Genomic DNA, 21,788 nt, shown 5'->3' on the forward strand with positions numbered 1-21,788 from the left:
AAGCTTCAGCGGATAGGCGCTTTTTACCGCAATTGGATGCTGGGTAAAACCCAATGCTGGCCTTATCGGCTCAGAGGATGAAAATTCCCAACATCGGTTTTGTCATGAACCTGCGCCGCCGCGCGCCCCGCCCCGCTGTACCATTTCGCTCAAACCGCCTCACGCCGCTGCGCATCCCTTACCAAAGCCGCCATTCGGTAAAACCCATGGGCCATTTTGGTGAAGGGTGTCAGCAAAAAGAACGCGAGCACGGCGCCGAGGTGTATAACCAACAGCCCCGGCATCCAGCCAGAACCGCTTGCCGCATAGAGCAACAGCCCGCTCAGCCCGACAAACCCCAGCAACCCGGTAAAGGCGATCTCTCCGCCAAAGGCATTGGTCGCACCGAGCGATTTGTCCGACCGCAGCTTGAGCCAGACCATCTTGCCACAGCCCAACACCAACAGAACACCGCCCGACAGTCCAAGGATTTTGGGGGCGGAGAACAGCCCGTAAGGAGCGGGCATACCAAGCAGGTAGTGCATAAGCGTCGCCACGCTGGTCGAAGCAAAGCACAACAGAAAGCCGTACATGATTGCCTGATGCGCATAGCGGCGGGCGTGGGTGAAACGGTCTTCGTCTTCAAAGTTGCAACCGTCGCCGTGCCCGCCCTTGAGATTGCGCATATACGCGATTGAGGCAACGGCCCCGCGCAGATGCGAGAGGCGAACCGGGGCACCGCCGACGGTTTGCCAGTAACGGCGCAGCCCGATGGCGATGCTGATCAGCGGAAACAGAAAGGCGGGCAGAAAGATCGACACCATCGCATTGTGAGACAGCACCGCATAGAAACCTTCGCCTCCTGCGGCGGCCAGCGCACGGGCAGCCCAGAACAGCAGGGCAAAGCCCACGACAGTGGCGAGCACGATGGCGAGGCCGTTTTTCTGGAACGTTTTCCCGGCGGCACGTGGAAAGGCGAACTCCTCCCAACTGTCTTGGCGCACATCGGCCAAGGCTTGGGGCAGGTTCAGGTCAAACTCATGCGGAGCGGTGTATTGGCAGGCGTAATAGCAGCCCCGGCAGTTGTGACAAAGGTTCGCCAGTTGCGTTAAATCCCCGTCAGAAAAGGCGCGTTCGGCCTGAAGGGCAGGGAAGACCGAACAGTAGCCCTCGCAATAGCGGCAGGCGTTGCAGATTTCGGCCTGACGGCGTGCTTCTTGGAGTAGATCAATTTGCATGGGCTGCGGCCTCCTTGCCTGCGATACGTCCGAAGACGGTGCCGATGGTCATGCCAAATCCGGCAAGATAGCCTTGGCCCAAGATCGAGCCCGCCATGGTTTCGCCCGCCGCCCAGAGGTTGCTGACAGGGCGGTCGCCGATGGAGCATTGCGCGTTTTCATCTACTTTCAGGCCAAGGTAGGTAAAGGTGACGCCGGTCCTGAGGGAATAGCCGTAGAACGGCGGCTCGGTGATCGGTCGCGCCCAGTTTGTCTTGGGCGGGGTCAGACCCGTGGTCGCCACGCCATCAAGTTCGGTTGGGTGGAAGTTACTTTGATCGCCGCAGGCTTCGTTGAACTCGGCCACGGTGTGCTCCAGCGCATCAGCAGGCAGGCCCATCTTTCCCGCCAGTTCCGCCAGCGTATCGGCTTTGATCGGTGGGAAGACCGAAGGCATGAACAGGTTCAGCGATTTCGCGTCGATGATGACATAGCCGACTTGGTCAGGCTGCGCAGCCACCAGACGACCCCAGATGGCGTAGCGTTTGGGCCAGACATCCTCGCCCTCGTCATAGAACCGCTGTGCGTCCTTGTTGACGACGATGGAGAAGGGCACGCAATCCAACCGCGTGACGATTCCGCCGTCGAACTTTGGCGCGCGCCCGTCGATGGCGACCGCGTGGCACTGCGTCGGGTCGCCCACCTGTGCGATGCCTTGGTCCAGCAGATTGGCCAGCACCACGCCGCGATTGTAGGGCGTTCCCCGGATCAGGAAATTCTTCGCCGCTGGCCCCCATGCCCGGGCGAGCCAGTCGGTATCCGCCTGAAAGCCGCCAGAGGCAACGACGACGGATTTGGGCGAGAGGCTCTTGGCCGCCCCCTCATGGGTATAATCCACCCGTGTCACCCGGTCGCCTTCCAGTTCCAGATGGGTCACGGCAGCTTCATAGAGCACATCCACGCCCAGCCCTTCGGCGGTGCGGTAATAGGCGTTTACAAGGCTTTTGCCACCGCCGCGAAAGAAGGCGTTGGTCCGCGCCAGTGACAGAGTGCCCGAGAGCGACGGCTGAAACCGCACGCCATGTTCTTCCATCCATGGCAGGCATTCCTCAGAGGTGCGGATGGCGAGGCGTGCGAGATGCTCATCGGTCTTGCCACCCGTCACCTTCATCAGGTCCGCAAGATATTCGTCTTCGGTGTAGCTTTCGACCAGCGGCCCCAGTGGCCCGTGGTGCATACAGCGGAAGTTACGGGTGTGGCGCGAATTGCCGCCCCGGTACGGTTTTGGCGCGGTCTCAAGGATCAGCACGCGGGCGCCCGTTTCGGCGGCGGTGATCGCGGCACAAAGCGCCGCATTGCCGCCGCCGATCACGACGATATCGTAAGCCTCGGTCACAGCAGGTCTCCGTCATAGGTCTCACCGCGCGAGGGCTGCGCGCGCAGGGCGCGCACCCGGACCCGTTGGGCCGCTTCGATATGCGCGCGCATCGCCGCTTCGGCGAGGGCGGCATCACGGGCCTTGATCGCATCCAGAACGCCAAAATGTTCCTCCACCGCTTTCTCGGCCCGGTCAGGATCGGTGAGCGTCGTCGGTCCGAGGATCATCAGCGTCTTTTGCAGCGTATGGATCGACCGGGTCAGGAAACGGTTCTTCGCGGCGTCCAGAAGGGCTGCGTGGAACTGGCGGTTGAGGGTGAAGGCTTCGGGCACGTTGCCCAAGGTGGCGAGCGACTGGTTCATGTCCTGAAGTTCTTCGATTTCGATATCCGAGGCGGCGCGGGCGGCCAGCCGCGCGGCGGTGCCCTCCAACACGGCGCGCATCTCGTAAAGCTCCATCACCTCAGCATAGTCCAGTGTGCGGATACTCGCCCCTTGGCGGGGGATATGGGCCACGACGCCATCGGCCTCCAACTGTCGGATCGCTTCGCGCACGGGGGTCCGGGAGACGCCCAAGCGCTCGGCCAACTCCGTTTCACGCAGGCGGTCGCCGGGGTTGAGCCGTCCGGCGCGAAGTTCATCCATCAACTGATTGTAGGCAGAGTTGCCTTGCGGTGTGCGGTCTTCTTCGCTCATGAAACCCCCTCCGATAGGTATTGCATACAGGTGGATACAATCGTATCCAGAAAGGGTCAAGCCCGGAAGAAGAAGTAAGTTGAACCCTATGCGCCTCTCCCAACCGACCCGCCGTCGTGCGCTGACCTTGATCCTCGCCGCGGCTGGAACTTTGCTCTTTTGGTGGCTCAATCTGCCGCTGCCATTCCTTTTCGGGCCGATGGCCGCCTGCCTTATCGCGGCATTGTCGAACGTGCCGATCAAAGGCTTCGGCCAAGTCTCGGTCGCGGCGCGCACGATCCTTGGGGTGGCGGTGGGGGCCTCGATCACGCCTGACCTTTTCCACCAACTGCCACAGATGGCGATGTCGGTGGCGCTGGTCCCGGTCTTTATCGCGCTGATCGGGATTATCGGCGTCCCTTTCTTTCGGCATGTTTGGGGGTTCGACGCGCCGACGGCCTATTACGCCGCGATGCCGGGCGGCTTGCAGGACATGGTGATCTTTGGCACCGAAGCAGGGGGCGATCCGCGGGCGTTGTCATTGATCCATGCCACGCGGGTGTTGATCATCGTCACCCTCGCGCCTGCTTTCTTGACGCTGGCTTACGGGGCGGGGCTGACCAATCCCATCGGCGCGCCGGTGACGGAACTGCCGGTGGGGGAGATGGCCTTGATGGCGGCCGCAGCCCTGATCGGTTGGAAGGGAGGAGAGCGGATCGGCCTGTTCGGCGCGTCCATCCTTGGCCCCATGATCGTGACCGCCGTTCTGTCACTCTCGGGCCTGATCCACAGCCGCCCGCCAGCCGAGGCCATCCTTGCCGCGCAGTTCTTTATCGGCTGCGGAATCGGCGTGCATTTTCTGGGCGTGACATGGGGCGAGCTGACACGGGTGGTGCTGGCAGGCATCGCCTATGTGCTGGTGCTCGCCGTCTTGGCCGCAGGTTTCACCGGGCTCGTCACTTGGGCCGGGTTGGGCGATCCGGTCGAGGCGTTCCTTGCCTTCGCGCCGGGCGGGCAGGCCGAGATGACGGTGCTGGCCATCGTCACCGGCGCGGATCTGGGTTTTGTCATCACGCACCACCTGACCCGTATTGTGCTGGTGATCGTCGGCGCGCCGCTGGTCGCGGGACTTATGGCGCGTAGACGGAAGGGTTGATCATATGGATCGGCGCGCCTGCCGCAAAGCCATTCACCTGTTCAAAAATATCGGTGAATTGCTTGTCGAATTCGTCTTCGGTGACAAAGCCGATATGCGGGCTGGCGATCAATCTGGGGTGCGAGAGGAGCGGGTCATTGGGATCCGTTAGCGGCTCGGTATCAAAGACATCCACTGCCGCTGCGCCCAGATGCCCGGCGTTGAGCGCTTGCAGCAGCGCGCCTTCGGCAATCAGCCCGGCGCGGGAGGTGTTCACCAGAACCGCGCGGGGCGACATGGCGCTGAGGTCTTCCGCGGTGACACTGCCGCGGGTCTCAGGTGTCAGCCGCAGATGCAGGGAGACCACGTCGCAGGACCCGAAAAACGCCGCGCGGCTTTCGGCGACGGTCTCACCATCCGCTTTCGCCCGCGCGCGTCCGGCGTCAGAGCCCCACCAGTTAACATCCATGCCAAAGGCGCGGGCATAATCGGACACAACACGCCCGATGCGCCCATAGCCATAAAGCCCCAGCCGCCGCCCGCGCAGGCTGCGTCCGACCCCCATCTGCCAGTTGCCCGCCTTGGCGCTCGCCATCTGCTGCGGCAGTTGCCGCATGGCTGAAAGGATCAGTGCAAAGGTTAGTTCAGCTGCCGCGTGGTTGGCCCCATCCGCGCCTTTGTTGGAACACAGCAGCACGCCCTGATCGGTGCAGGCCGCGACATCCACATGCGGATAAGCGCCACGTTGCGAGATCAGGCGCAGGTTCGGCAGGCGCTCAAGCAGCCCCCGCGTAACCTTGGTCCGCTCGCGAAAGAGCACCACGCAATCGGCATCCTGCAAACGGTCGGCCAAGACCGCCTCGTCAGGCTGATGATCCGTCCAGACGGTCACGTCGTGTCCCGCCAGCAGGTCAAAGCAAGGCAACCCGCGCAGGGTGTCGAACCAGTCGTCGAGGATATGGACCTTCATCCCGGCACCTTATGCGGATAGCGCGTTGATCGCTTTGCTGACCCGCTCATGCAGGATCAGCAGATCAGGGTCGCGGTCCTTCTGCGTGCCGATGCTGGCGATCAACTCGGCGCGCAGTTTTTCCAGATCACGGCGGGCGACGTGGATTTTCTCGTAATTGGTCATCATTCGCTTCTCAATGGGACAACAAAACGGGGATTTTGATCTTTTCCAGCACCTCGGCGGTCACGCCACCAAGGAAATCTTCGCGGAATTTGGAGTGCTCATAGGCACCGAGCACCAGCAGCGAGGGATCGTGCCGCTCGCAGTAGGACAGCAGGGTCTGCGCCACCGGATGGGTGGTGGGGAAGTTCTCATGCACCGCTTCGACGCCGTGGCGGTCAAGATGGCTCATCAGATCGGCGATCGGCCAAGAGGTGCGTTTGCCGACCGTCAAAACGCTGACCCGGCCATCGGCCTCAAGCAGGCGCAGGCTGTCCGACAGTGCCCGCGCGGCGGCGCGTCCGCCGTCCCACGCCAATGCCGCATGACTATGCTGCGCGCCTGCGTCATAGCCTGCCGGAACCACGATCACCGGTCGCCCGGATTGCAGCGCAATGCGGTCTGGGTGGTGGGTCACATGGGCATCATCACTCTCGGCGCGGGCACCGACGATCAGCATGTCATAGTACCGCGCGCCTTCGGAAAGCAGCGTGTCGACGCGGCCTGTCTCCTCGCGGAAATCCAGCGCGTCGCCCAGACCAAGGGCCGGGCGTAGCTCTTCGAACCGGCGGGTGACTTCGGCCAAGATTTCGCTGTTGGCAGCCTCCAATAGGGCGCGGGCCTCTTCGGGGATCCAGCGCGAGCGGCGGTCGATCACCTCATGCGCGGTATGGGCAAGGATCGCCGTGACATGCGCGCCGCGCTGTTTGGCCAGTGAGGCGGCATAGCGCAATGCGGCGACGGAGGCGTCGGAGCCGTTGAAGGCGACAAGAAGGTTCATCACGGGCATGTCAGCGACCCTCCCAGATGCGTGAGGGGACAAAGACACAGCCATCCGCCAGCTTGCGCGCCGTCCGCAGCAGACCGGCAGAGTTCAGCGCGAAGCCGTCCGACGTGTCATAATCCACCAGCACGTCAATCGTGCCAGAAGCATGTTCGAGCACAACGTCGGCGGGGCTTTGGGTGGGGCGGTCGAGCAGGCCATCGGCCACACTGCCGGGCGTGAGCGCGCAGGACGCGAGGCATTGCGCCCCGGTCACCGCCATGGAGGGATGCGTGTTCCAAGGCATGAAATAGCGCGTCGCGATGGTGCCGCCGTCGCGCGCAGGGGCCAGCAGACCGAACTTTGGCGTGACGGATTTTGCCACATCCCCCATGCCCATGGCGGCCCCGGCCTGAAGGCGAATTGCCTCCATCCGCGCGAAGAAATCTTTGTTCGCGTCGAGTTCGGCGACGCTTTCATACCCCGTCAGACCAAAGTCCGCCGCGCGGGCAATGACCATCGGCATGGCGACATCCATGCAGGTGACTTCGATCCCGTCAAAGGTATCGCGGATGTTGCCCGTGGGCAAAAACGCTCCGGTCGAAGAGCCGACGACGCCCATGAAGTTCAACGCGACAGCCGCACCGGCACCGGGCACGCCCGCGATCTCGGTGTCGCCGTCATAGGTGAGCACGCCGCCGGGGGTTAGCACTTTGGACAGCACCTTGGCCCCGGTGTTGACGGCGTGGATCTTGACCTCCGTCACATCGCCGGAGGGTTGGACGAGGCCCAACTCGACCGCCGCCGGGCCGACACCCGACAGGATATTGCCGCAGGTGGGTTTGAAATCGACCAACCGGTCCTCGACCGAGACTTGGGCAAAGAAATAATCCACATCGGCCCAGTCATCATCAGAAGGCGAAAGCATCGCGACCTTGGTGGTCACCGCCGCGCCGCCGCCGATGCCGTCGATGTTGAGCGGATGGCCGGAGCCGACGACGGCGAGCAGCACTTCGGCCAGAGTTTCGCGATCCTCAGGCAGATCCGCGCGGTTGAAGTATGGCCCGCGCGATGTGCCGCCGCGCATGAAGAGATAGGGGATAGCTGTCTGTGTCATCTCTAAACTCCTCAGTTCAGCGGCCAGGGCAGGTCGACTGCGCCTTGCAGCAGACCCGGCGGGAAATCACGGTTGAGTGCCCCGGCCATGACGCACATCAGCGCGATGCCGCAGGCGGTCAGGATCAGGGTTTTCGGCCAATGCGCCTGTGCACGAACCCGCAGGAAGCTGATCAAAAAGCCCAAGAGCGCGAGGATAAAGCCGACGAAATAGGTGGCGACGATCAGCCCCACGAACCACGCGAGCGTGCTCCAGAGGCCATAGGGTGCATCAGCGTCCTCGCCTGAGACTTCCTTGTCGGCAAAGATCGAATCTCCTTCAGGCCGCAGGATCATCTGCACCAGCAAGATCAGCAGCGCGGCCAAGGCGATGCCCCCCACGACCAGCGGCACGATCTTGTCGGTCATGTTGTAGTCGGGGATCAGCGAGGCATTGATCAGCGCGGCCACGACGTAGCCCATGATGATCAGCAAAAAGACCAACGGCGCGCGTTTGGAGCCTGACTGAACGTCGCCTTCGGCCATGATCGACTTGGCTTGACGCAGGCCCAGCACGACAGAGACCACAGTGATGATCAGCAGCACGATGACGATGGGGGAGAAGACATACTCCATGCCTTCCTCAAAAGATTTGCGGAACCGGAACGATGCGATCTGGAACGCTTGGTTCGAGAATTTCTCGACCGGGTTGGACAGCACGAAGCCGATCAAGAAGGCTGGGCGCGACCAGTCGAAGCGGCGCAGGAAGATGCCGATTAGGCCGATCACGAAGAGCGCGAGGATGTCTTCGAAGTTCTGCCCCGACTGGAACGCCGCGAAAGAGATCAGCATGAAGAGGAACGGCGCGAGGTAGGTGAAGCGGATGGTGGTCAGCTTGGCAATGCCGCCCGAGGCCGCGATGCACAAGAGCGTGCCGACGACATTGGCCAGCGCCAGCAACCAGACGATGGAATAGGTGATGTCGAGGTTGTCGCGCAGCATCGAGGGGCCGACTTCGATCTCGCCAGAGCCCAAAAGCGCGATGGCACCGATGAAAATTGCCATCGAGCCAGAACCCGGAATGCCGAAGAGCAGGGTAGGGACCAAGCCGCCGCCCTCTTTCGCGTTGTTCGAGCTTTCCGGCCCGATCACGCCGCGCACTTCGCCTTTGCCGAAATTCGATTTGTCTTTCGTCGTTTGAACCGCGTGGCCATAGGCGATCCAGTCAACGACTGACCCACCAAGGCCGGGGATGATGCCGACGACCACGCCGATCAGCGAACAGCGCACCGACAGCCATTTGTTGGCAACCCAATCACGCACGCCTTCACCCCAGCCCGCGCCAAGTTTGGCTTCTTTGGAAATCGCCCGGTCTTGGCGCAAAAGCGAGACGATTTCTGGTACGGCAAAGATGCCAAGACCCACGATCACCAGTTTCAAGCCGTCTGTGAGGTAGGGGATGTCATAGGTCGCCATGCGCAGGGAACCGCCCGCATCGGCCTCACCGATGGTGCCGATCAACAGGCCGAGACCCGCGGCCGCCAGACCTTTGAGCGCCACGCGCCCGGCCAGAACCGCGACCATCGACAGACCGAGGATCGAGATCATCAGCATTTCGGGCAGGCCGAAGGACAGGACGATGGGCCGCGCGATGACGATGAACATCGTCAAGAAAGCCGCGCCAACCAGACCGCCGAAGAGCGATGAGGTGAAAGCCGCCGAAAGCGCCCGTGCGGCTTGTCCCTTTTTGGCCATCGGAAAGCCATCGAGCACCGTGGCTTGGCTGGCCGAAGACCCTGGTATGCCCATGAGGACCGAGGCGAATGTGTCAGAGGTTGGCACCACCGCGACCATGCCGATCATCAGCGCCAGACCCAGCACAGGGTCCATGCCGAACATGAAGGGCAAAAGCAGCGACAGTCCCGCGATCCCGCCGAGGCCGGGAAAGACCCCGACAGCGAGGCCCATGACCACGCCCAGCACCAGATATCCCAGAACCATAGGTTGCAGAATTAGAGCCCATGCCTCGCCAAGCGCAGGCAGAGCGGTTGCGAACAGATCCATCGCACCGACCTCGAAATGTTAGAATAAAGGGGGGTGGCCCCGGGATTGACCCGGGGCCGAGAGGGTTCCGCTTACTTCAGCGAAACGCCATAGGCTTCTTGCAGCCAGTTGGTGACGAAGGCTTTCGCCTCCGCAGAGACGGTCGTGCCGCGCTGCGTAGCCTTTGCCGCGCCTTCGCCTACGAAGACGGGGTACTTACCGACACGCTTTTCAGCGATCTTGGCAAAGTCGTCGCGGTTGCGCACCGCGTCAAAGGCCGCCGTGTAGGTCGCGATCACATCGTCGGGGGTGCCTGCGGGCAGGAAGGCGATCTTTTGCACAGGGAAACCTGCGATAAAGAAGGCTTTCCATGCGTCCCATGCCTCGCCTTCGGTGGCGCAGCCTTCGGTCGCTTCGCAAACTTCCTTGAAAGTCGCGATGTCGGGGAAGGTGGGGTCGCGAACGATGTTGCCATCCTCGTCCAGCGCGCCCCATGTCATCATCGGCACGGCCTGACCTTTTTCGACGAGATCCGCAGAGGCCCCGAGGTAGCTTGACGAGGTCTGATAGTCGATCGTGGCCTCGCCGCGCTCAAACATCAGACGGCCATCGCCACGGCCCTTGATGCCGAAAACAGGCTCGACATTCATGCCCAGCATTTCCCATGCCAGCAGCGGCACGAGGTCAAGGCGCGTGGCCCCCTGCGAGCCGTAGATGAAGTTGACGTCTTTGAGGTTATTGGCGGTGCCGTCGAATTTCTCACCGTCCGTGGGGTTCAGATAAGCGACCCCGCCGGTGCCCGAGGCCATGACCGGGTTCCAGTCGCTGTACTCATAGCGCACGCGCGGGTCGTCCAGCAGGTAGGGGAACTGGGTTGAGCCGGAGGTGCCAAAAAGGACCGTGCCCTCGTCATGCTCTTGCTCTTGGAACCAGTTGGCGCCTTTGGTTGAACCTGCACCCGGCATGAACTTCACGACGACCGGGGGGTTGCCGGGCAGTTCTTCGGACAAAAGCGGCGCAAAGAAGTTGGCCCATTTGGCCGAGCCGCCGGTTTCCGAGAAGGGGATGACCCACTCGATGGTTTTGCCTGCAAAATCGACCTCGGCCAGCGCCGGGGCGGCGAGGCAGGCGGCGGATGCAGCGGTGGCGGCGAAATACTTGATAGTCATAGGTGTCCTCCCGTAGACATTCTGTACCGGTCAGACTTTCACGTCTGCCGTCGTTCGGATTTGTTTAGGGAACGAATCCCTCCTCCAACACGGGCACTCTGCCTTTCCAACCTTGCGCGAAACTTGCGCATTAGGATTAAGTTTTAATCATGCGCATTACAGTCATCGAAGACAATGAAGCCCTTGCCCAAGGAATTGCCCATCGCCTGCGGGATCGCGGCCATGCAGTAGACCTGCTGCACGACGGGGAAGAGGCCGATGCCTTTCTGCGCCATGAGGGGGCAGATCTAATCGTGCTGGATTGCAACTTGCCCGGCTGTGATGGGCTGGAGGTTCTGAGCCGCCTGCGCCGCCGCGGCGATGGAACGCCGGTGATCCTGCTGACCGCGCGGGCAGAGACGTCAGAGCGGGTGGCCGGACTGGATGCCGGGGCCGATGATTATCTGACCAAGCCTTTCGAGATGGACGAGTTAGAGGCGCGGCTCCGGGCCATGGCGCGGCGCAAGAACCTTGAGTTCGCCGCCCGCGACGCGATTGGTCCCTTGGTCTTTGACCGCACTAACCGCCAGTTGTTGAAGGATGAACAGCCACTGGCCTTCCCCCGCAAAGAACTGGCGACGCTTGAATGCCTGCTGGAAAGGCGCGGGCGGATCGTCTCGAAATCACAACTGATTACCCATGTCTATGGCACCGGGGCCGCGCAGGAAGACAGCGCAATCGAGCCGCATGTCTCCCGTCTTCGCAAACGGTTGGAGCCCTTCGGCATCCGCATTAAAGCGGCGCGCGGGCTGGGCTATATGCTGGAGGTCGATAGCGCATGACCTCGATGTCGCTGCGCTCTAGGCTGTTCATGCTGATCCTGCCGCCGCTGCTGTTGCTTTCGATCGTTCTGGGGTTTTGGCGCTTCGAAGTGGCGCAGCGCACCTCTGAAACCCTGTTTGACCGCAGCCTGCTGGCCGCAGCTTTGGCGATCTCCCGCGATGTGGCGATTTCTGGTGGGGATGCGCTTTCGCCCAGCACGCGGGATTTCGTCTCGGACGCCGGGGGCGGTGAGCTTTTTTACCATGTCACGGGCCCCGGTGGCATCTACATCACCGGCTATGCCTATCCACCCGTCTCTGGTGGCCGGGCGGGCGAGGATCGGCTGAACTACACGATGGCTGAATATCGGGGCGAGCCTGTGCGCGTTTTGCGGATGCGGGAGAGTACGACCATCGGTAACCTGACGGGCGATACGATTGTCACAGTCTGGCAAAGGGACAGTGATCGCAATGCCTTCGCCGCCGCCTTGGCGCGCCGCGCGGCGGCTTTGATCGCCAGTCTGATGGCGGCCCTTGCTTTGGTGGTCTGGTTCGGGGTGAAGATCGGCCTGCGCCCCTTGAACGATTTGCAAGATGCGATCCAACACCGATCCCCCGATGACCTGCGCGATATCCGCCGCCCGGTCCCGGCTGAGGCCTTTGGTATCGTCGCCACATTGAACCGGCTTTTCGGGCAGGTGCGCCAGAGCATCGAGGACCATCAGGTCTTTATTTCCAACGCCGCGCATCAACTGCGCAACCCCGCCTCCGCACTGTTGTCATTGGCCGAGGTTTTGCCAGATGTCAGCGACCCGCAAGAGCGTCGGTTGAGAGAACGCGAATTGATTGCTGCGGCCCGCAAATCAGCGCGGCTGGCCAACCAGTTGCTGTCTCTTGAACGGTTGCGCTACGACGAGGCCCCTGCATTCGATACGCTTGAGCTCAACGCTGTCGCTGCCGAAGTGTGCAGTGACTTTGCCCCCACCGTCCTGTCGCGGGACATTGGCTTTGGCTTTGAACCATGCACCACGCCGCTCCACGTTGCGGGCGACACTGTGCTGCTCGCCGAAGCGATCACCAATTTGCTTGAAAACGCGTTGACCCATGGCGGCGGCGGCCTCACCGCGATCCGCGTCAGCACCATGGTAGAGGGGCGATTTGCGGTTTTGGCTGTAGAAGATGACGGCACCGGCATTCCCGAAGACAGTGCCGAAGCCGCGTTTGAGAGGTTTGGCCAACTAAGCGAAGGGCAAGGCAGTGGTCTTGGTCTTGCGATTGTTAAAGATGTCCTGCGCCGTCACGGCGGGCAAGCCGAACTGGTGCCGCAAGACAAGGGGTTAATCGTAAAGATCAAAATCCCACTTTCTGCGCCGACTGTCTGAACAGCGGTTCCGATCAAGGTGTCACGCGGACCTTGAAAAACACACTCCCTTCGGCGCCTGCGGCATGCGTCCCGCTGCAATCCCACCGCAGGGGGCCTTCATATCCCGGTAGGTTGTCGCTTGGGGTTGCGAGATCGCAGATCAGCGAGGGGCTCACGGTTTGCGGCGTGGCTACAGCCTCCGCCAATTGAGTATAGGGCGGCGTTCGGTCGTAAATGACGATGGCGGATGCAATGCGCTGGCTCGGGTTCACCACTGTGATGCGGTAGACCAGTACATCCCCGGGCGAGGCTTGATTTGAATAGCCCTCACCCGTGCCTTGCGTTTCGTTCTGTACAGTTTTCACCAGAACGAGCTGACTGCCACCGACTTCGACCGTCACGCGATCCGTATCGGTTGTAATGTGCGAAGCAGTGGTTCCGGAAAAGTCCGTGGCGGCTTGCACCTCGTAGGTCAAAGCGCTGCCCGGAGGCAGGCCGCCACCCGCCGAGACCCTCGAGATCAGGCAGAGTTCGTCCCCCGCTTGAACGGAAATTGGCACGTTCAGCGGGGTGTCGGGCGCGCCATCGCAATCGTTGTCGATAAAGAGCGCAACTGAAAATGCACCGACCGCAGGCTCGGAAATGTTCTCTACGGTAAAGGTGGTGATGCCAGATGAACTGGCTCGATAGAGATGCGGCAAAAGGGCGATTTGGCCCGCGCCGATGTGCGCGTCACGGTCCTCACTCAAAGTGGGAAGTGGAATAATGCCTAAGGTAAGTCCGCTGTAATCGGTCTCAGGCGAAGGGGTGAAGCTGAACGAGCCATCATGTGGATCGCTGTTCACCAAGCCCGGCAGTGAGCCCGGTCGCTCGGAAATCGCTCTCCACCCTTCGGCGGGCACCGTGGAGACGGTCAGACTGCCAGTGTAGTTCGGCGCGAGCCGATAGGACCATCGTCCATCGGCGCCGACCTGCGGGCTTGCCAATAGCGCACCGGCATCGTCCAGCAGCAAAATGGTTCCTGCATTCGTGCCTACCTCGTCGCCCGTGGCAGAGCCATCGTGCGCGACCCCGCCGCGACCATCATCCCGGATCAGCTGGCCTGAAATTTCACCGCCCGAGGTTGCGAGAGCGATCGTGACGCTGGCTTCGTCATCGTCGGCAATCCCGTCCTGCAAGTCATCTTGGGCCAGACCAACGGCTGGATCGCTGTCGAGGTCGGGTAGGGAACTGCTCACGATCTCGACGACGTTTGTATAGTTGCCACCCGCTGTGACACGCACACGTATGGTAAGGGTTTCAGTCGCACCCGGCAGGATTTCATCGACGAACCAAAGTCCCGTACTTGGGTCGAAATAATCGCCGGTCGGAGGGGCCGTGTCGCTGATATAGGCGAAACCTGCGGGGATGCTTTCGATCACCTTGACCCCCGAAGGCGAGCCGGGGCCGTCGTTTGTCACGCTGATCACCCAGTCGATGATGTCGCCTTCGACAGCGGTTGTGACGGGAGAGGTGGTGCCCGCTTGATAGGCCTCTTTGGTGATTGAGAGGTCAGAAAACTGCGGATCGAAACCAAAGTCGTAGGCCACTGTAAAGGCACCGGAATCGGCCTTTACACCAACGAGGGGATTTGAGGTTCCGATCTGCGCGCCGGGGGGGAGGTCTGCGTCATTCACATCGACCTCTACCCGGTAGGTGGTGCCCGCAGGCAAGCCGACAAAGGCATATGTTCCGTCAGGCTCGGTATCGACTGTCCGGATGAAACTGTCATCGTCCAGATCATTTGGCGTTGCGTTATCCGAGTACAAATCCACCCGGATCCCGCCCGCCAAGTTCTCTTCCGCCCCGTCTTTTATGTCGGAACCGTCTTGATCGATATAGATATTGCCGCCCAGCCCGGACAGTACGAAAGGTGTCCCGCCGCGGCACGAGGTGCCATCGCTGAAACCGCCCTCATCCGTGCCCGTTGCCAGTCTTAATCGATTGCCGGTCGACGTATCGATTAGGTAGATTGAGTTCGATACCTCCTCATAGGCGTACATCTGGCCGTTCTCGTCAAAGAAAACCGCAGACCAGATGCCCGTGTAAACACTGGGCCCAAATTCCACCACCGTGGTGAAACCAGCGAGACCATTGTTCGCGAACACGCGAAACAGGCTGCCGGTGTTTTCGTTGATGCCGTAGATGAATCCGTCCAATGGATTTACAGCGAAATCGGACACCGTGACGGCTTGGGAGAGGGTCAATTGCCCGGCATCGATCGGATTGTTGGGGTCGGTCAAATCCAACAACTGCCATGTGACGTTGTCTGCTTCGTAGACCATTATACCGTTGGGCAAGATATCGCCCGCATCTTCGGCCCTTTCGGCGCTGTTTGGGAATGAAGGCATTTTGGTGAAGTTTCCGGTACCGTCCACGCGCCACAGCTCATCTTTGCCGGGGCGGACGCCATAGATATAGCCATCGATTTCGTTGTATCCCCAGCCGGCTGCCAGCCGGCGCGGCGCTGTCCCGAGGGGTTGCGATGACATGGAGTAGCCCGACCCGGTGTCGGTAAAGCGCAGTTTGCGCAACTGTGTTGGATCGTCAGACAGCAAGTATAGGCCACTGTCGCAGGAAACCGGAGGAACATCGCCGGAAACTGTCAGCCTGTAGTCCTCAACCTCTCCGTCAAGTGCGACGGGGACGACGCCCTCGGTGGTTGACCACCTGAACCGCGCGAATGTCGGCGTGAGCACGGAACTTCCCGGCACGTTCACATCAAATCGGATCTCGCCATTCAGCGTGTTATCTTTATCCGAAGCGCTGCCGTCCTGCAGATCAGAGGCGATCTGCTCAGTAGCGTCGAAGAGCCCGTTGCCGTTAAAGTCGATCCACGCCTGAAGATAGGCCACGCCGCCTGTCAAACTGCCGACCCCGCCGGTCACCTCGTTTACGAACACGGTTATTTCAGTCGTGCCGCCAGCAAAGAGCTGGGGGAGCGTGACCCCGTCTTCGTCGTCGTTCCCGTCAAGATCGTCGCCCAAAGCATCTGCACTTGCTTGAGAGGCAGCTTCGGGGTCAGGAGGGAGGGCCCCTAAGTAGGTCCCCGCGATGCCGGTTTCAGCGATGATGTGCAATGGGTCGCCATAGCTTGCCGGAGCATCACCGCGATCGACCAGAGGGGCCGCAGCGATATTGATCGGGTAATCTTCGACCTCCCCATCCAAGGAAACATCTGCCACGCCGACGACCGGAGTTGTAGACCACCGAAAGCGGGCAAAGGTCTGGTCTAGTACCGCGTCACCCGGGACAATCACCTCAAATTGGATCAGGCCATCGCCCGCGACCTGATCCCCGCCGGTGCCATCGTCTTGCAAATCGCGCGCGATTTCTTCGGCGGTTGCAAGGGCCATGACATCGTTGCCGTCGTAGTCGATCCAAGCGGTCAAAAAGCCACCGTCGCCTTGGACACGTGCTTCTAGTGTTGCGATAAAACCTTGGATGAGCGGGGGAATCGTTATGCCATCGTCATCGTCCGACCCCGCATCATCGGCGTTCCCTGGCCCTGCATCGCTTGTCAAAGCATCGCCCAGATAGACCTTGGGCTCTGACCCCACCGTATGGAGTGCATCCCCATATATCGATGGCGCGTCGGTAAAGTCGGCACAGGCTTGGATGTCGGTCAGTTGCAGAGATCCGGCGAAGTTTGCGCTGTTGTTTTTGCGGGTGCCATGATCGATCACGACCCGATCAACCGGGGCGCCAAATCCGACTTCTACGGCAAAATTTTCGGGTAAGGCTGTTGTCGAGAATGCGCTGTCGCGCTCTGCCAAAACAGAACCATCCGCATTGGCCCGGCGAAACATGGAGGCCGAAAGCGGGCCGTCGGCGATGGCAGGTTGCACGCGCACGCCGTTGCGTTCGCCGTAGACCGCTACGGATTCGTCGAATTCCAAGCTCGTGACGTAGAAAAGGACGGAGTCCATGGGGGTGTCAAAATCAATATTCAAGGTGGCATATTGCTGTGTGAACACGGGATTGCCGCCATACCCGGCGGAGTAGAGTTCATTTGCGTTTCCGATCGCGGCTGCGCGGCCAATTCTGGCATCAGCGTTTGCAGTTGCAGTGAGTGAACCGCCGACTCCATAGCGGGTGAAAGTAGATGTCGCGCCGAGGGCTGCAGGGCTGTCAGATGTCCAATCGACGATTGAAAACCGCGTTCCAGAACAGGTTGGAAGCGTATCGGCTGGCACGGCGGTGACGTTAACGCTGACGCTGTCGGTATCGGCACCGCCTTCATCGCTGGAATTCGCGGCATCGGCGGTGATGCTGCCTCCCGCCGCGGTAGAGACATAGGCGTCAAACTCGATGGCGCCGCTTCCAAGGCCGTTCAAGCTGGTCATCGGAAGGAGCGGGAAACTGCCGTTTGTCGGGGTGGTCGCAGGGCGGATATCTTCGCCCGAGATGACCTGAAAGTTCGTCGTACCCGAAATTTCCGGCGGCAGGGTCACCGAGGTTTGCACATTGGTCATGGGGCTGAGCGATGTATTAACATAGCTCACGCGGTAGGTCAGCGTGGCGCCCTGCGGGACGTCGCCCCCCGAATACGGGGTGCCGTTCACCGCTGTAATGGAGATTGATACGAAAAGGTCCTCAGGCCCCGCAGGTGAGACGGCTGAGGTTCCGGCGACCCAGTAGCGCCACGGGTTGTCGTTCCCGGCAGAGGCGCCTTCGGCGGAGTCTCCGCCGTGACCTTCGGCATTGAAATATCCAATGTTGGCCGGGTCGCTGACTTTCACTTCCATGACGGCGTAATAAGTCTCTCCCTGCGCGATCCCGCCGAAGGCGTAGCGCACTGCGTTTGTGCCGCTCGGCAAAACTGACGCGGCGCTGCTATTGAGGTTAAAACCCGCGGTCGTCTCGGTGCAGGCTTCGTAAGAGTTAACGCCCGGGTCCAGCGATTCGGGAAAGACGGATCCGGCGCCAGTGGCAGGCCCGTCTGGCCCCGCGAGCAGCGGATCATCCGCTTCGCAGGAACCGGGATAGCTGATCCGGTTCCAAGGGCCGGTGGTGCCGTAACGGTCCCAATCGGATCCTGAATCCGGGCCTGCCACGGGGCTGCCCGCGCGAAAGGGGGTCGCCCCTCGGCCGCCCGTGATCGTGGTCTCTTCTTGTGTTGAGAAACCGTTTGGGTCGATTGTCCCCCCAGAACCGAATGCGTTGATCTGAACCGCGTCCCATTTGTTGTGAACGCGGGCGGTGCCGGTGCCGCCAACACTGCTCCAAGGGCTGCCATTCGTGGGATTAACGAGGTACCCGTTTTCTAAAGTGGCGATATCCGATCCATTTGCGAACAATGCAGTATCCGGACGGGTTGAGTAGAAAATACCAGTATCGCCATAGATATAGGCCAGCCCGGCGTTGCAATTGGCGATGGAAAACCCCGCTGCTTGGCACTGCGCCGTGTCAGAGGGAGCCCAGCCGTTGGGAGAGATATCAAATACTTGCTGGCCCTTCGGACCCCACCCCTTAGACACGCCAGACCCCGTCGAGGCACGCGCCGGGCGGGCGTCGCGGGCCGCGCCTGTAGCATCAGTCATATAGGCGGATGCGACTTCGGTCCCGGCGGGCACATACAACGTGGCATAGCCGCCCGGACCATCAAGCGTGCCTTCGGCTATGACGGGAAAGTCGGCAATGATGGCAATGTTATCACCGGCTGAAATCGGCGGCAGCCCCGCCGCGACCCGGTCCGCGATCTGCTGACGGCTTGCATCGGTCAGCGAAACCCCACCGCCGCCCAGCCACGCGCCGTGCGAAAGCACCATGGTTGAAAAACAGAGCCAAAAGAATGCCCCCAGAACGGCTTTGGCGCTCGCGCAGAATAATCTAAAGAATATCATGACTTACTCTCAATTTGTCCTGCACTAGGCTTTCATCGGGTAACTTTTGCGTCAATCTGAGCAGGTGGGTCTTGGGCATATGCTTTGGGTTAGGTCTGCTAGGCTTTGGTGAGATTTCTTAACCGCGCAGGGTTAACTATGTATTGAAGGGCGACAGGGTCTGATGATTGCGGCTGCTGGAGGCCGGGCACGTGTCGCGCGCGCTTGGCGCTGTCGCCTGCGTCGGCGCGCCAAGACGACATCCGGGGTTGAGCGCGGCCCTATGGGCCCCGTCGTCAGGTCTTGGCCGTGAGGCAAAACAGTCGTTAACCAAAATTAAACCAGTCCCTCCCTATCAAGGATGTGAAAGGGAGAATTTGATGAAACGTCTTGTTATATTGGGATTTCTCACCGGATCGCTGGCGGCCTGTGTCGAACCTCCGGCCTCACCCATGGAAGCCGCGGCGCGACGGGCGGCGGCGGCGGAATTGACCGCCAAACAATGTGCAGGCTTTGCGGGCGGCTATGAGAGCGTGCGCAAATTGCGGCACGACGCGAACCAGAATATCGCCACGGCACGGCGGCTTGGGGCGACGGATGCGACGATTGCCAAGGCGCGAACGGATGTGCGCATGGCCTTTGATATGCAGGTCGCCTTCTCCAATCCGCAGCAGGCTTGCAACATGATGGTGGGCGAACTGGCTTGGGCTACGGGATGACCCCCTCTAGCGATGCGCCACGTCGAGCCAGATCGGCAGATGGTCCGACGCGCGGCGGGTCTGCGACGTCTCGACCACGCCGCCTTGGCGCACTGTCAGATGCTGATCCAACGCCATGCGATCAAGAAAAGCCACGGGGATCCGGGCGTGATAGCTTTTGCCCGGTGCATGGATCGTAAAGCGTTTCGCCAAGCGCCCCAGCCCGACCTTTTGCGACCATTCGTTCAGATCGCCCGCGATCAGCGTGGGGCAGGCGGCGCAGGCATCAAGGTGAGCGATCATGGCGCTTAACTGTTCCTTGCGGGAGGGGCGCAGCAGGCCAAGATGCGAGGCGATGACCCGCAATTGCCGCGCGCCGATGTGCAGGTCGGCCACCATGGCACCGCGCGGCTCGACCCCCGGCAGGGTCAGATGCGCCACCTGATCGATCTTGGCGGAGGGGCGCACCAAAACGGCGTTGCCGTGCCAGCCTATGCTGACATCGCTTGGCGTTGGCACAGGGCGCATGCCCGTGACCTCTTCGACCCGATCCAGCGGCAGGGCAGAGGGGCGCGGGGCGCGGCGGCGGTCGGCTTCTTGCAGCACCACCACATCTGCATGCAGGCTGCGGATGATCCGCATGATCCGCTCCGGATCGCGGCGTCTATCGGTGCCCAGGGCCTTGCGGATGTTATAGCTGACGATGCGCAGCGATTGGGGGGCGACGGCGGGGATCATAGAACAGGCGCTCCCAAACGAAACAGCCCCTCGGCCACCTTGCGGATCATCCCCGTCGGAGGCTTCTCCATGGCGCAGTGTTCGGAGAGATGTTCAAACCAATCATGCAGCTTCGCGACCGACCCCGCGTCATAGACAAAAAGCGTCACCTCAAAGTTCAGCAACATGCTGCGCACGTCGAAATTGGCGGTGCCCACAAGCCCCATATCGTCGATGATCCCGGCTTTGGCGTGGATCATCCCGGGCTGGTAATACAGCACATGGCCGCCAGCTTCTTGCAGGTCGCGCAGGTAGGCACCGCGGGCAAAATCCGCCAGCCGTTGGTTGGAGCGTTCGGGCACCAGCACCCGCACATCCACACCGCGGCGGGCTGCGGTCGTCAAAGCCGCACCAAGTGCTTCGGTCGGCACGAAATAGGGGGTCACGAGCCAAATCCGCGCCTCAGCCAAATGCAGCGCGCGGATCAGACCGTCGTGCAGCGGGTCCTCGGTGATATCGGGTCCGGAAGGAACCAATTGCACCGTGGCGGTCCCGCCCGTATGCGCCGCGACCGAGGGGGCAGGCTCCAAAGCCTCCCCGCTGGCCACGCCCCAATCCGAGCGGAAAACATCGCCGAAACTCTGCACTGCGCGCCCCTCGAGCAAGAAGGCCAGATCGGTCCAACCGTCCTCAAGCGCCGTGGGGCCGAGGTAGTGCGCGCCGATGTTCATGCCGCCTGAAAAGACTCGCGCATCATCCGCGATAATCATTTTGCGGTGGTTGCGCAGGTTCAGGTGGCCTGAGCCCGGCACTTGCAACAGCGGTGAATAAAAGCGCACGTCACCCCCTGCCGCACGCAGGCGGCGCAGTGCCGCGGCCGGGCCGCGCAGGGTGCCCAAACGGTCCATCAGCAGCCGAACTTTGACACCGGCCTTGGCGCGTTCGGTCAGCGCATCGACAAAGATACGGCCGGTGTCGTCATTGGCAACGATGTAGAAAAGCGCGTCGATCCGTTTCTCGGACCCTTGGATCAGCGCCATCACGGCTTCATGCGCCGCTGTCGGATCACCCAAGAGCCGCAGGTCTTGCCCATGGGCGGCGGCGGGCAGGCCGAAATACTGCATCGTCGCGTCCAGCGTATGCACCGGACGGGGCGGCGGCCCTCCGGTTTCCCCTTTGAGGAAATGCACCGGGGAGTAGCGCGAAGATTGTTTGCGAAAGCCCAGCCCGAGAAACAACGGCACCGCCACCCATGGCAGCGCGATGATGAACAGCAGCCAAGCCGCCGTCGATTGCGGCGTGCGGCGCTGTTGCAAAATCACGATCGCCGCCAGCAGCGTCAGGATCACGATGATGACGATCTCTAGATGGGTGGTGATCCAAGACATGGGGTGGGGTCTGCTCCTTCTTGCTGGCAATAGAGGCAAATAACCCGTTCACCTTTGACAGCAAGCCTTGGTCGGTGTCAGGCGTCGAGGAATGATTTTAGTGTGGTTTTTGAGGTGGTGGCTTTGAAAGACGGATCCTGCTTGCAATGCTACCGTCGGTGCAGGGCCGATCCGCGCAGGCTATTTGCGCTTTCGTGGCAGTGACTGGGGCTGCATTATCCGTATTGCGGCGGCAAGTATCTGATGCATCTTGATAATTATCGCTAAGCCCCAAGGCGGAAACACACTTGATACATAACTTAAGCGGCGCTTGGCCGAGGGTATGTTGCAAATG

Annotated in this window: 16 protein-coding genes; 4 read left to right on the forward strand and 12 right to left on the reverse strand. The window is 61.3% G+C overall.

Annotation, left to right across the window (positions count from 1 at the left end; all coding sequences use genetic code 11):
• Positions 1-149 precede the first annotated feature (149 nt).
• Genes tcuB through B5M07_RS08405 form a run of 3 tightly spaced genes read right to left on the reverse strand, consistent with a single transcriptional unit; the run spans position 150 to position 3,269 of the window.
• On the reverse strand, positions 150-1,217 hold the full coding sequence (tcuB, locus tag B5M07_RS08395; protein ID WP_120350969.1) for a tricarballylate utilization 4Fe-4S protein TcuB: 1,068 nt from the start codon (positions 1,215-1,217) through the stop codon (positions 150-152).
• Positions 1,207-2,592 carry an FAD-dependent tricarballylate dehydrogenase TcuA gene (gene tcuA / locus B5M07_RS08400; RefSeq protein ID WP_120350970.1) on the reverse strand — a complete coding sequence of 462 codons (1,386 nt, stop codon included), beginning with the start codon at positions 2,590-2,592 and terminating at the stop codon, positions 1,207-1,209. The genes tcuB and tcuA overlap by 11 nt, the downstream gene beginning before the upstream one ends.
• Positions 2,589-3,269 carry a GntR family transcriptional regulator gene (locus B5M07_RS08405; protein ID WP_120350971.1) on the reverse strand — a complete coding sequence of 227 codons (681 nt, stop codon included), beginning with the start codon at positions 3,267-3,269 and terminating at the stop codon, positions 2,589-2,591. Before B5M07_RS08405 ends, tcuA begins: the two co-directional genes overlap by 4 nt.
• A gap of 88 nt (positions 3,270-3,357) precedes the next feature.
• On the opposite strand from B5M07_RS08405, the gene B5M07_RS08410 reads away from it, so the two are divergent.
• On the forward strand, positions 3,358-4,404 hold the full coding sequence (locus B5M07_RS08410; protein ID WP_120350972.1) for an AbrB family transcriptional regulator: 1,047 nt from the start codon (positions 3,358-3,360) through the stop codon (positions 4,402-4,404).
• Here B5M07_RS08410 and B5M07_RS08415 read toward each other — a convergent pair.
• From B5M07_RS08415 to B5M07_RS08435, 6 genes are all read right to left on the reverse strand, one after another.
• Positions 4,379-5,353, reverse strand: a complete 975-nt coding sequence (locus B5M07_RS08415) for a D-2-hydroxyacid dehydrogenase family protein (RefSeq protein ID WP_120350973.1) — start codon at positions 5,351-5,353, stop codon at positions 4,379-4,381. The two genes, B5M07_RS08410 and B5M07_RS08415, sit on opposite strands and share 26 nt — an antisense overlap.
• Before the next feature lie 9 nt (positions 5,354-5,362).
• Positions 5,363-5,521, reverse strand: a complete 159-nt coding sequence (locus B5M07_RS19430) for a hypothetical protein (protein ID WP_162931835.1) — start codon at positions 5,519-5,521, stop codon at positions 5,363-5,365.
• Positions 5,522-5,528: 7 nt separating this feature from the next.
• Complete coding sequence (locus tag B5M07_RS08420) at positions 5,529-6,344, reverse strand: universal stress protein (RefSeq protein WP_120350974.1); 816 nt, start codon at positions 6,342-6,344, stop codon at positions 5,529-5,531.
• A gap of 1 nt (position 6,345) precedes the next feature.
• Complete coding sequence (locus tag B5M07_RS08425; protein WP_120350975.1) at positions 6,346-7,434, reverse strand: 4-oxalomesaconate tautomerase; 1,089 nt, start codon at positions 7,432-7,434, stop codon at positions 6,346-6,348.
• 11 nt (positions 7,435-7,445) lie between these two features.
• Positions 7,446-9,476 carry a tripartite tricarboxylate transporter permease gene (locus B5M07_RS08430; RefSeq protein ID WP_120350976.1) on the reverse strand — a complete coding sequence of 677 codons (2,031 nt, stop codon included), beginning with the start codon at positions 9,474-9,476 and terminating at the stop codon, positions 7,446-7,448.
• Positions 9,477-9,547: 71 nt separating this feature from the next.
• Positions 9,548-10,624: a tricarboxylate transporter gene (locus B5M07_RS08435; RefSeq protein ID WP_120350977.1), complete on the reverse strand. Its 1,077-nt coding sequence runs from the start codon at positions 10,622-10,624 to the stop codon at positions 9,548-9,550.
• A gap of 149 nt (positions 10,625-10,773) precedes the next feature.
• On the opposite strand from B5M07_RS08435, the gene B5M07_RS08440 reads away from it, so the two are divergent.
• Both B5M07_RS08440 and B5M07_RS08445 read left to right on the forward strand, forming a co-directional pair.
• On the forward strand, positions 10,774-11,445 hold the full coding sequence (locus B5M07_RS08440) for a response regulator transcription factor (RefSeq protein WP_120350978.1): 672 nt from the start codon (positions 10,774-10,776) through the stop codon (positions 11,443-11,445).
• Complete coding sequence (locus B5M07_RS08445; RefSeq protein ID WP_120350979.1) at positions 11,442-12,806, forward strand: sensor histidine kinase; 1,365 nt, start codon at positions 11,442-11,444, stop codon at positions 12,804-12,806. The genes B5M07_RS08440 and B5M07_RS08445 overlap by 4 nt, the downstream gene beginning before the upstream one ends.
• 13 nt (positions 12,807-12,819) lie before the next feature.
• On the opposite strand, the gene B5M07_RS08450 is transcribed toward B5M07_RS08445, so the two are convergent.
• A complete protein-coding gene (locus B5M07_RS08450; protein WP_120350980.1) occupies positions 12,820-18,672 on the reverse strand; it encodes a DUF11 domain-containing protein in 5,853 nt (1,950 codons plus the stop codon).
• A gap of 359 nt (positions 18,673-19,031) precedes the next feature.
• Between B5M07_RS08450 and B5M07_RS08455 the strand changes: the two genes are divergently transcribed.
• Positions 19,032-19,370, forward strand: coding sequence for a hypothetical protein (locus tag B5M07_RS08455; RefSeq protein ID WP_067622059.1), 339 nt, complete (start codon positions 19,032-19,034; stop codon positions 19,368-19,370).
• A 6-nt stretch (positions 19,371-19,376) separates the two neighbouring features.
• Here B5M07_RS08455 and B5M07_RS08460 read toward each other — a convergent pair whose 3' ends face one another.
• Both B5M07_RS08460 and B5M07_RS08465 read right to left on the reverse strand, forming a co-directional pair.
• Positions 19,377-20,087: an endonuclease/exonuclease/phosphatase family protein gene (locus tag B5M07_RS08460; RefSeq protein ID WP_120350981.1), complete on the reverse strand. Its 711-nt coding sequence runs from the start codon at positions 20,085-20,087 to the stop codon at positions 19,377-19,379.
• Positions 20,084-21,454, reverse strand: a complete 1,371-nt coding sequence (locus B5M07_RS08465; RefSeq protein ID WP_120350982.1) for a phospholipase D-like domain-containing protein — start codon at positions 21,452-21,454, stop codon at positions 20,084-20,086. The genes B5M07_RS08460 and B5M07_RS08465 overlap by 4 nt, the downstream gene beginning before the upstream one ends.
• Positions 21,455-21,788 lie beyond the last annotated feature (334 nt).

It is taken from the genome of Sulfitobacter sp. D7 (assembly GCF_003611275.1).
Classification (GTDB): Bacteria; Pseudomonadota; Alphaproteobacteria; order Rhodobacterales; family Rhodobacteraceae; genus Sulfitobacter; species Sulfitobacter profundi.

Excerpts from the sequence above, each read along its gene's own strand:
- B5M07_RS08440 (WP_120350978.1), top strand. The coding sequence starts at position 10,774 with ATGCGCATTACAGTCATCGAAGACAATGAAGCCCTTGCCCAAGGAATT.
- B5M07_RS19430 (WP_162931835.1), bottom strand. The coding sequence starts at position 5,521 with ATGATGACCAATTACGAGAAAATCCACGTCGCCCGCCGTGATCTGGAA.
- B5M07_RS08455 (WP_067622059.1), top strand. The coding sequence starts at position 19,032 with ATGAAACGTCTTGTTATATTGGGATTTCTCACCGGATCGCTGGCGGCC.
- B5M07_RS08465 (WP_120350982.1), bottom strand. The coding sequence starts at position 21,454 with ATGTCTTGGATCACCACCCATCTAGAGATCGTCATCATCGTGATCCTG.
- B5M07_RS08450 (WP_120350980.1), bottom strand. The coding sequence starts at position 18,672 with ATGATATTCTTTAGATTATTCTGCGCGAGCGCCAAAGCCGTTCTGGGG.
- B5M07_RS08405 (WP_120350971.1), bottom strand. The coding sequence starts at position 3,269 with ATGAGCGAAGAAGACCGCACACCGCAAGGCAACTCTGCCTACAATCAG.
- B5M07_RS08410 (WP_120350972.1), top strand. The coding sequence starts at position 3,358 with ATGCGCCTCTCCCAACCGACCCGCCGTCGTGCGCTGACCTTGATCCTC.
- B5M07_RS08445 (WP_120350979.1), top strand. The coding sequence starts at position 11,442 with ATGACCTCGATGTCGCTGCGCTCTAGGCTGTTCATGCTGATCCTGCCG.
- tcuB (WP_120350969.1), bottom strand. The coding sequence starts at position 1,217 with ATGCAAATTGATCTACTCCAAGAAGCACGCCGTCAGGCCGAAATCTGC.
- B5M07_RS08415 (WP_120350973.1), bottom strand. The coding sequence starts at position 5,353 with ATGAAGGTCCATATCCTCGACGACTGGTTCGACACCCTGCGCGGGTTG.
- B5M07_RS08435 (WP_120350977.1), bottom strand. The coding sequence starts at position 10,624 with ATGACTATCAAGTATTTCGCCGCCACCGCTGCATCCGCCGCCTGCCTC.
- B5M07_RS08460 (WP_120350981.1), bottom strand. The coding sequence starts at position 20,087 with ATGATCCCCGCCGTCGCCCCCCAATCGCTGCGCATCGTCAGCTATAAC.
- B5M07_RS08425 (WP_120350975.1), bottom strand. The coding sequence starts at position 7,434 with ATGACACAGACAGCTATCCCCTATCTCTTCATGCGCGGCGGCACATCG.
- B5M07_RS08430 (WP_120350976.1), bottom strand. The coding sequence starts at position 9,476 with ATGGATCTGTTCGCAACCGCTCTGCCTGCGCTTGGCGAGGCATGGGCT.
- B5M07_RS08420 (WP_120350974.1), bottom strand. The coding sequence starts at position 6,344 with ATGCCCGTGATGAACCTTCTTGTCGCCTTCAACGGCTCCGACGCCTCC.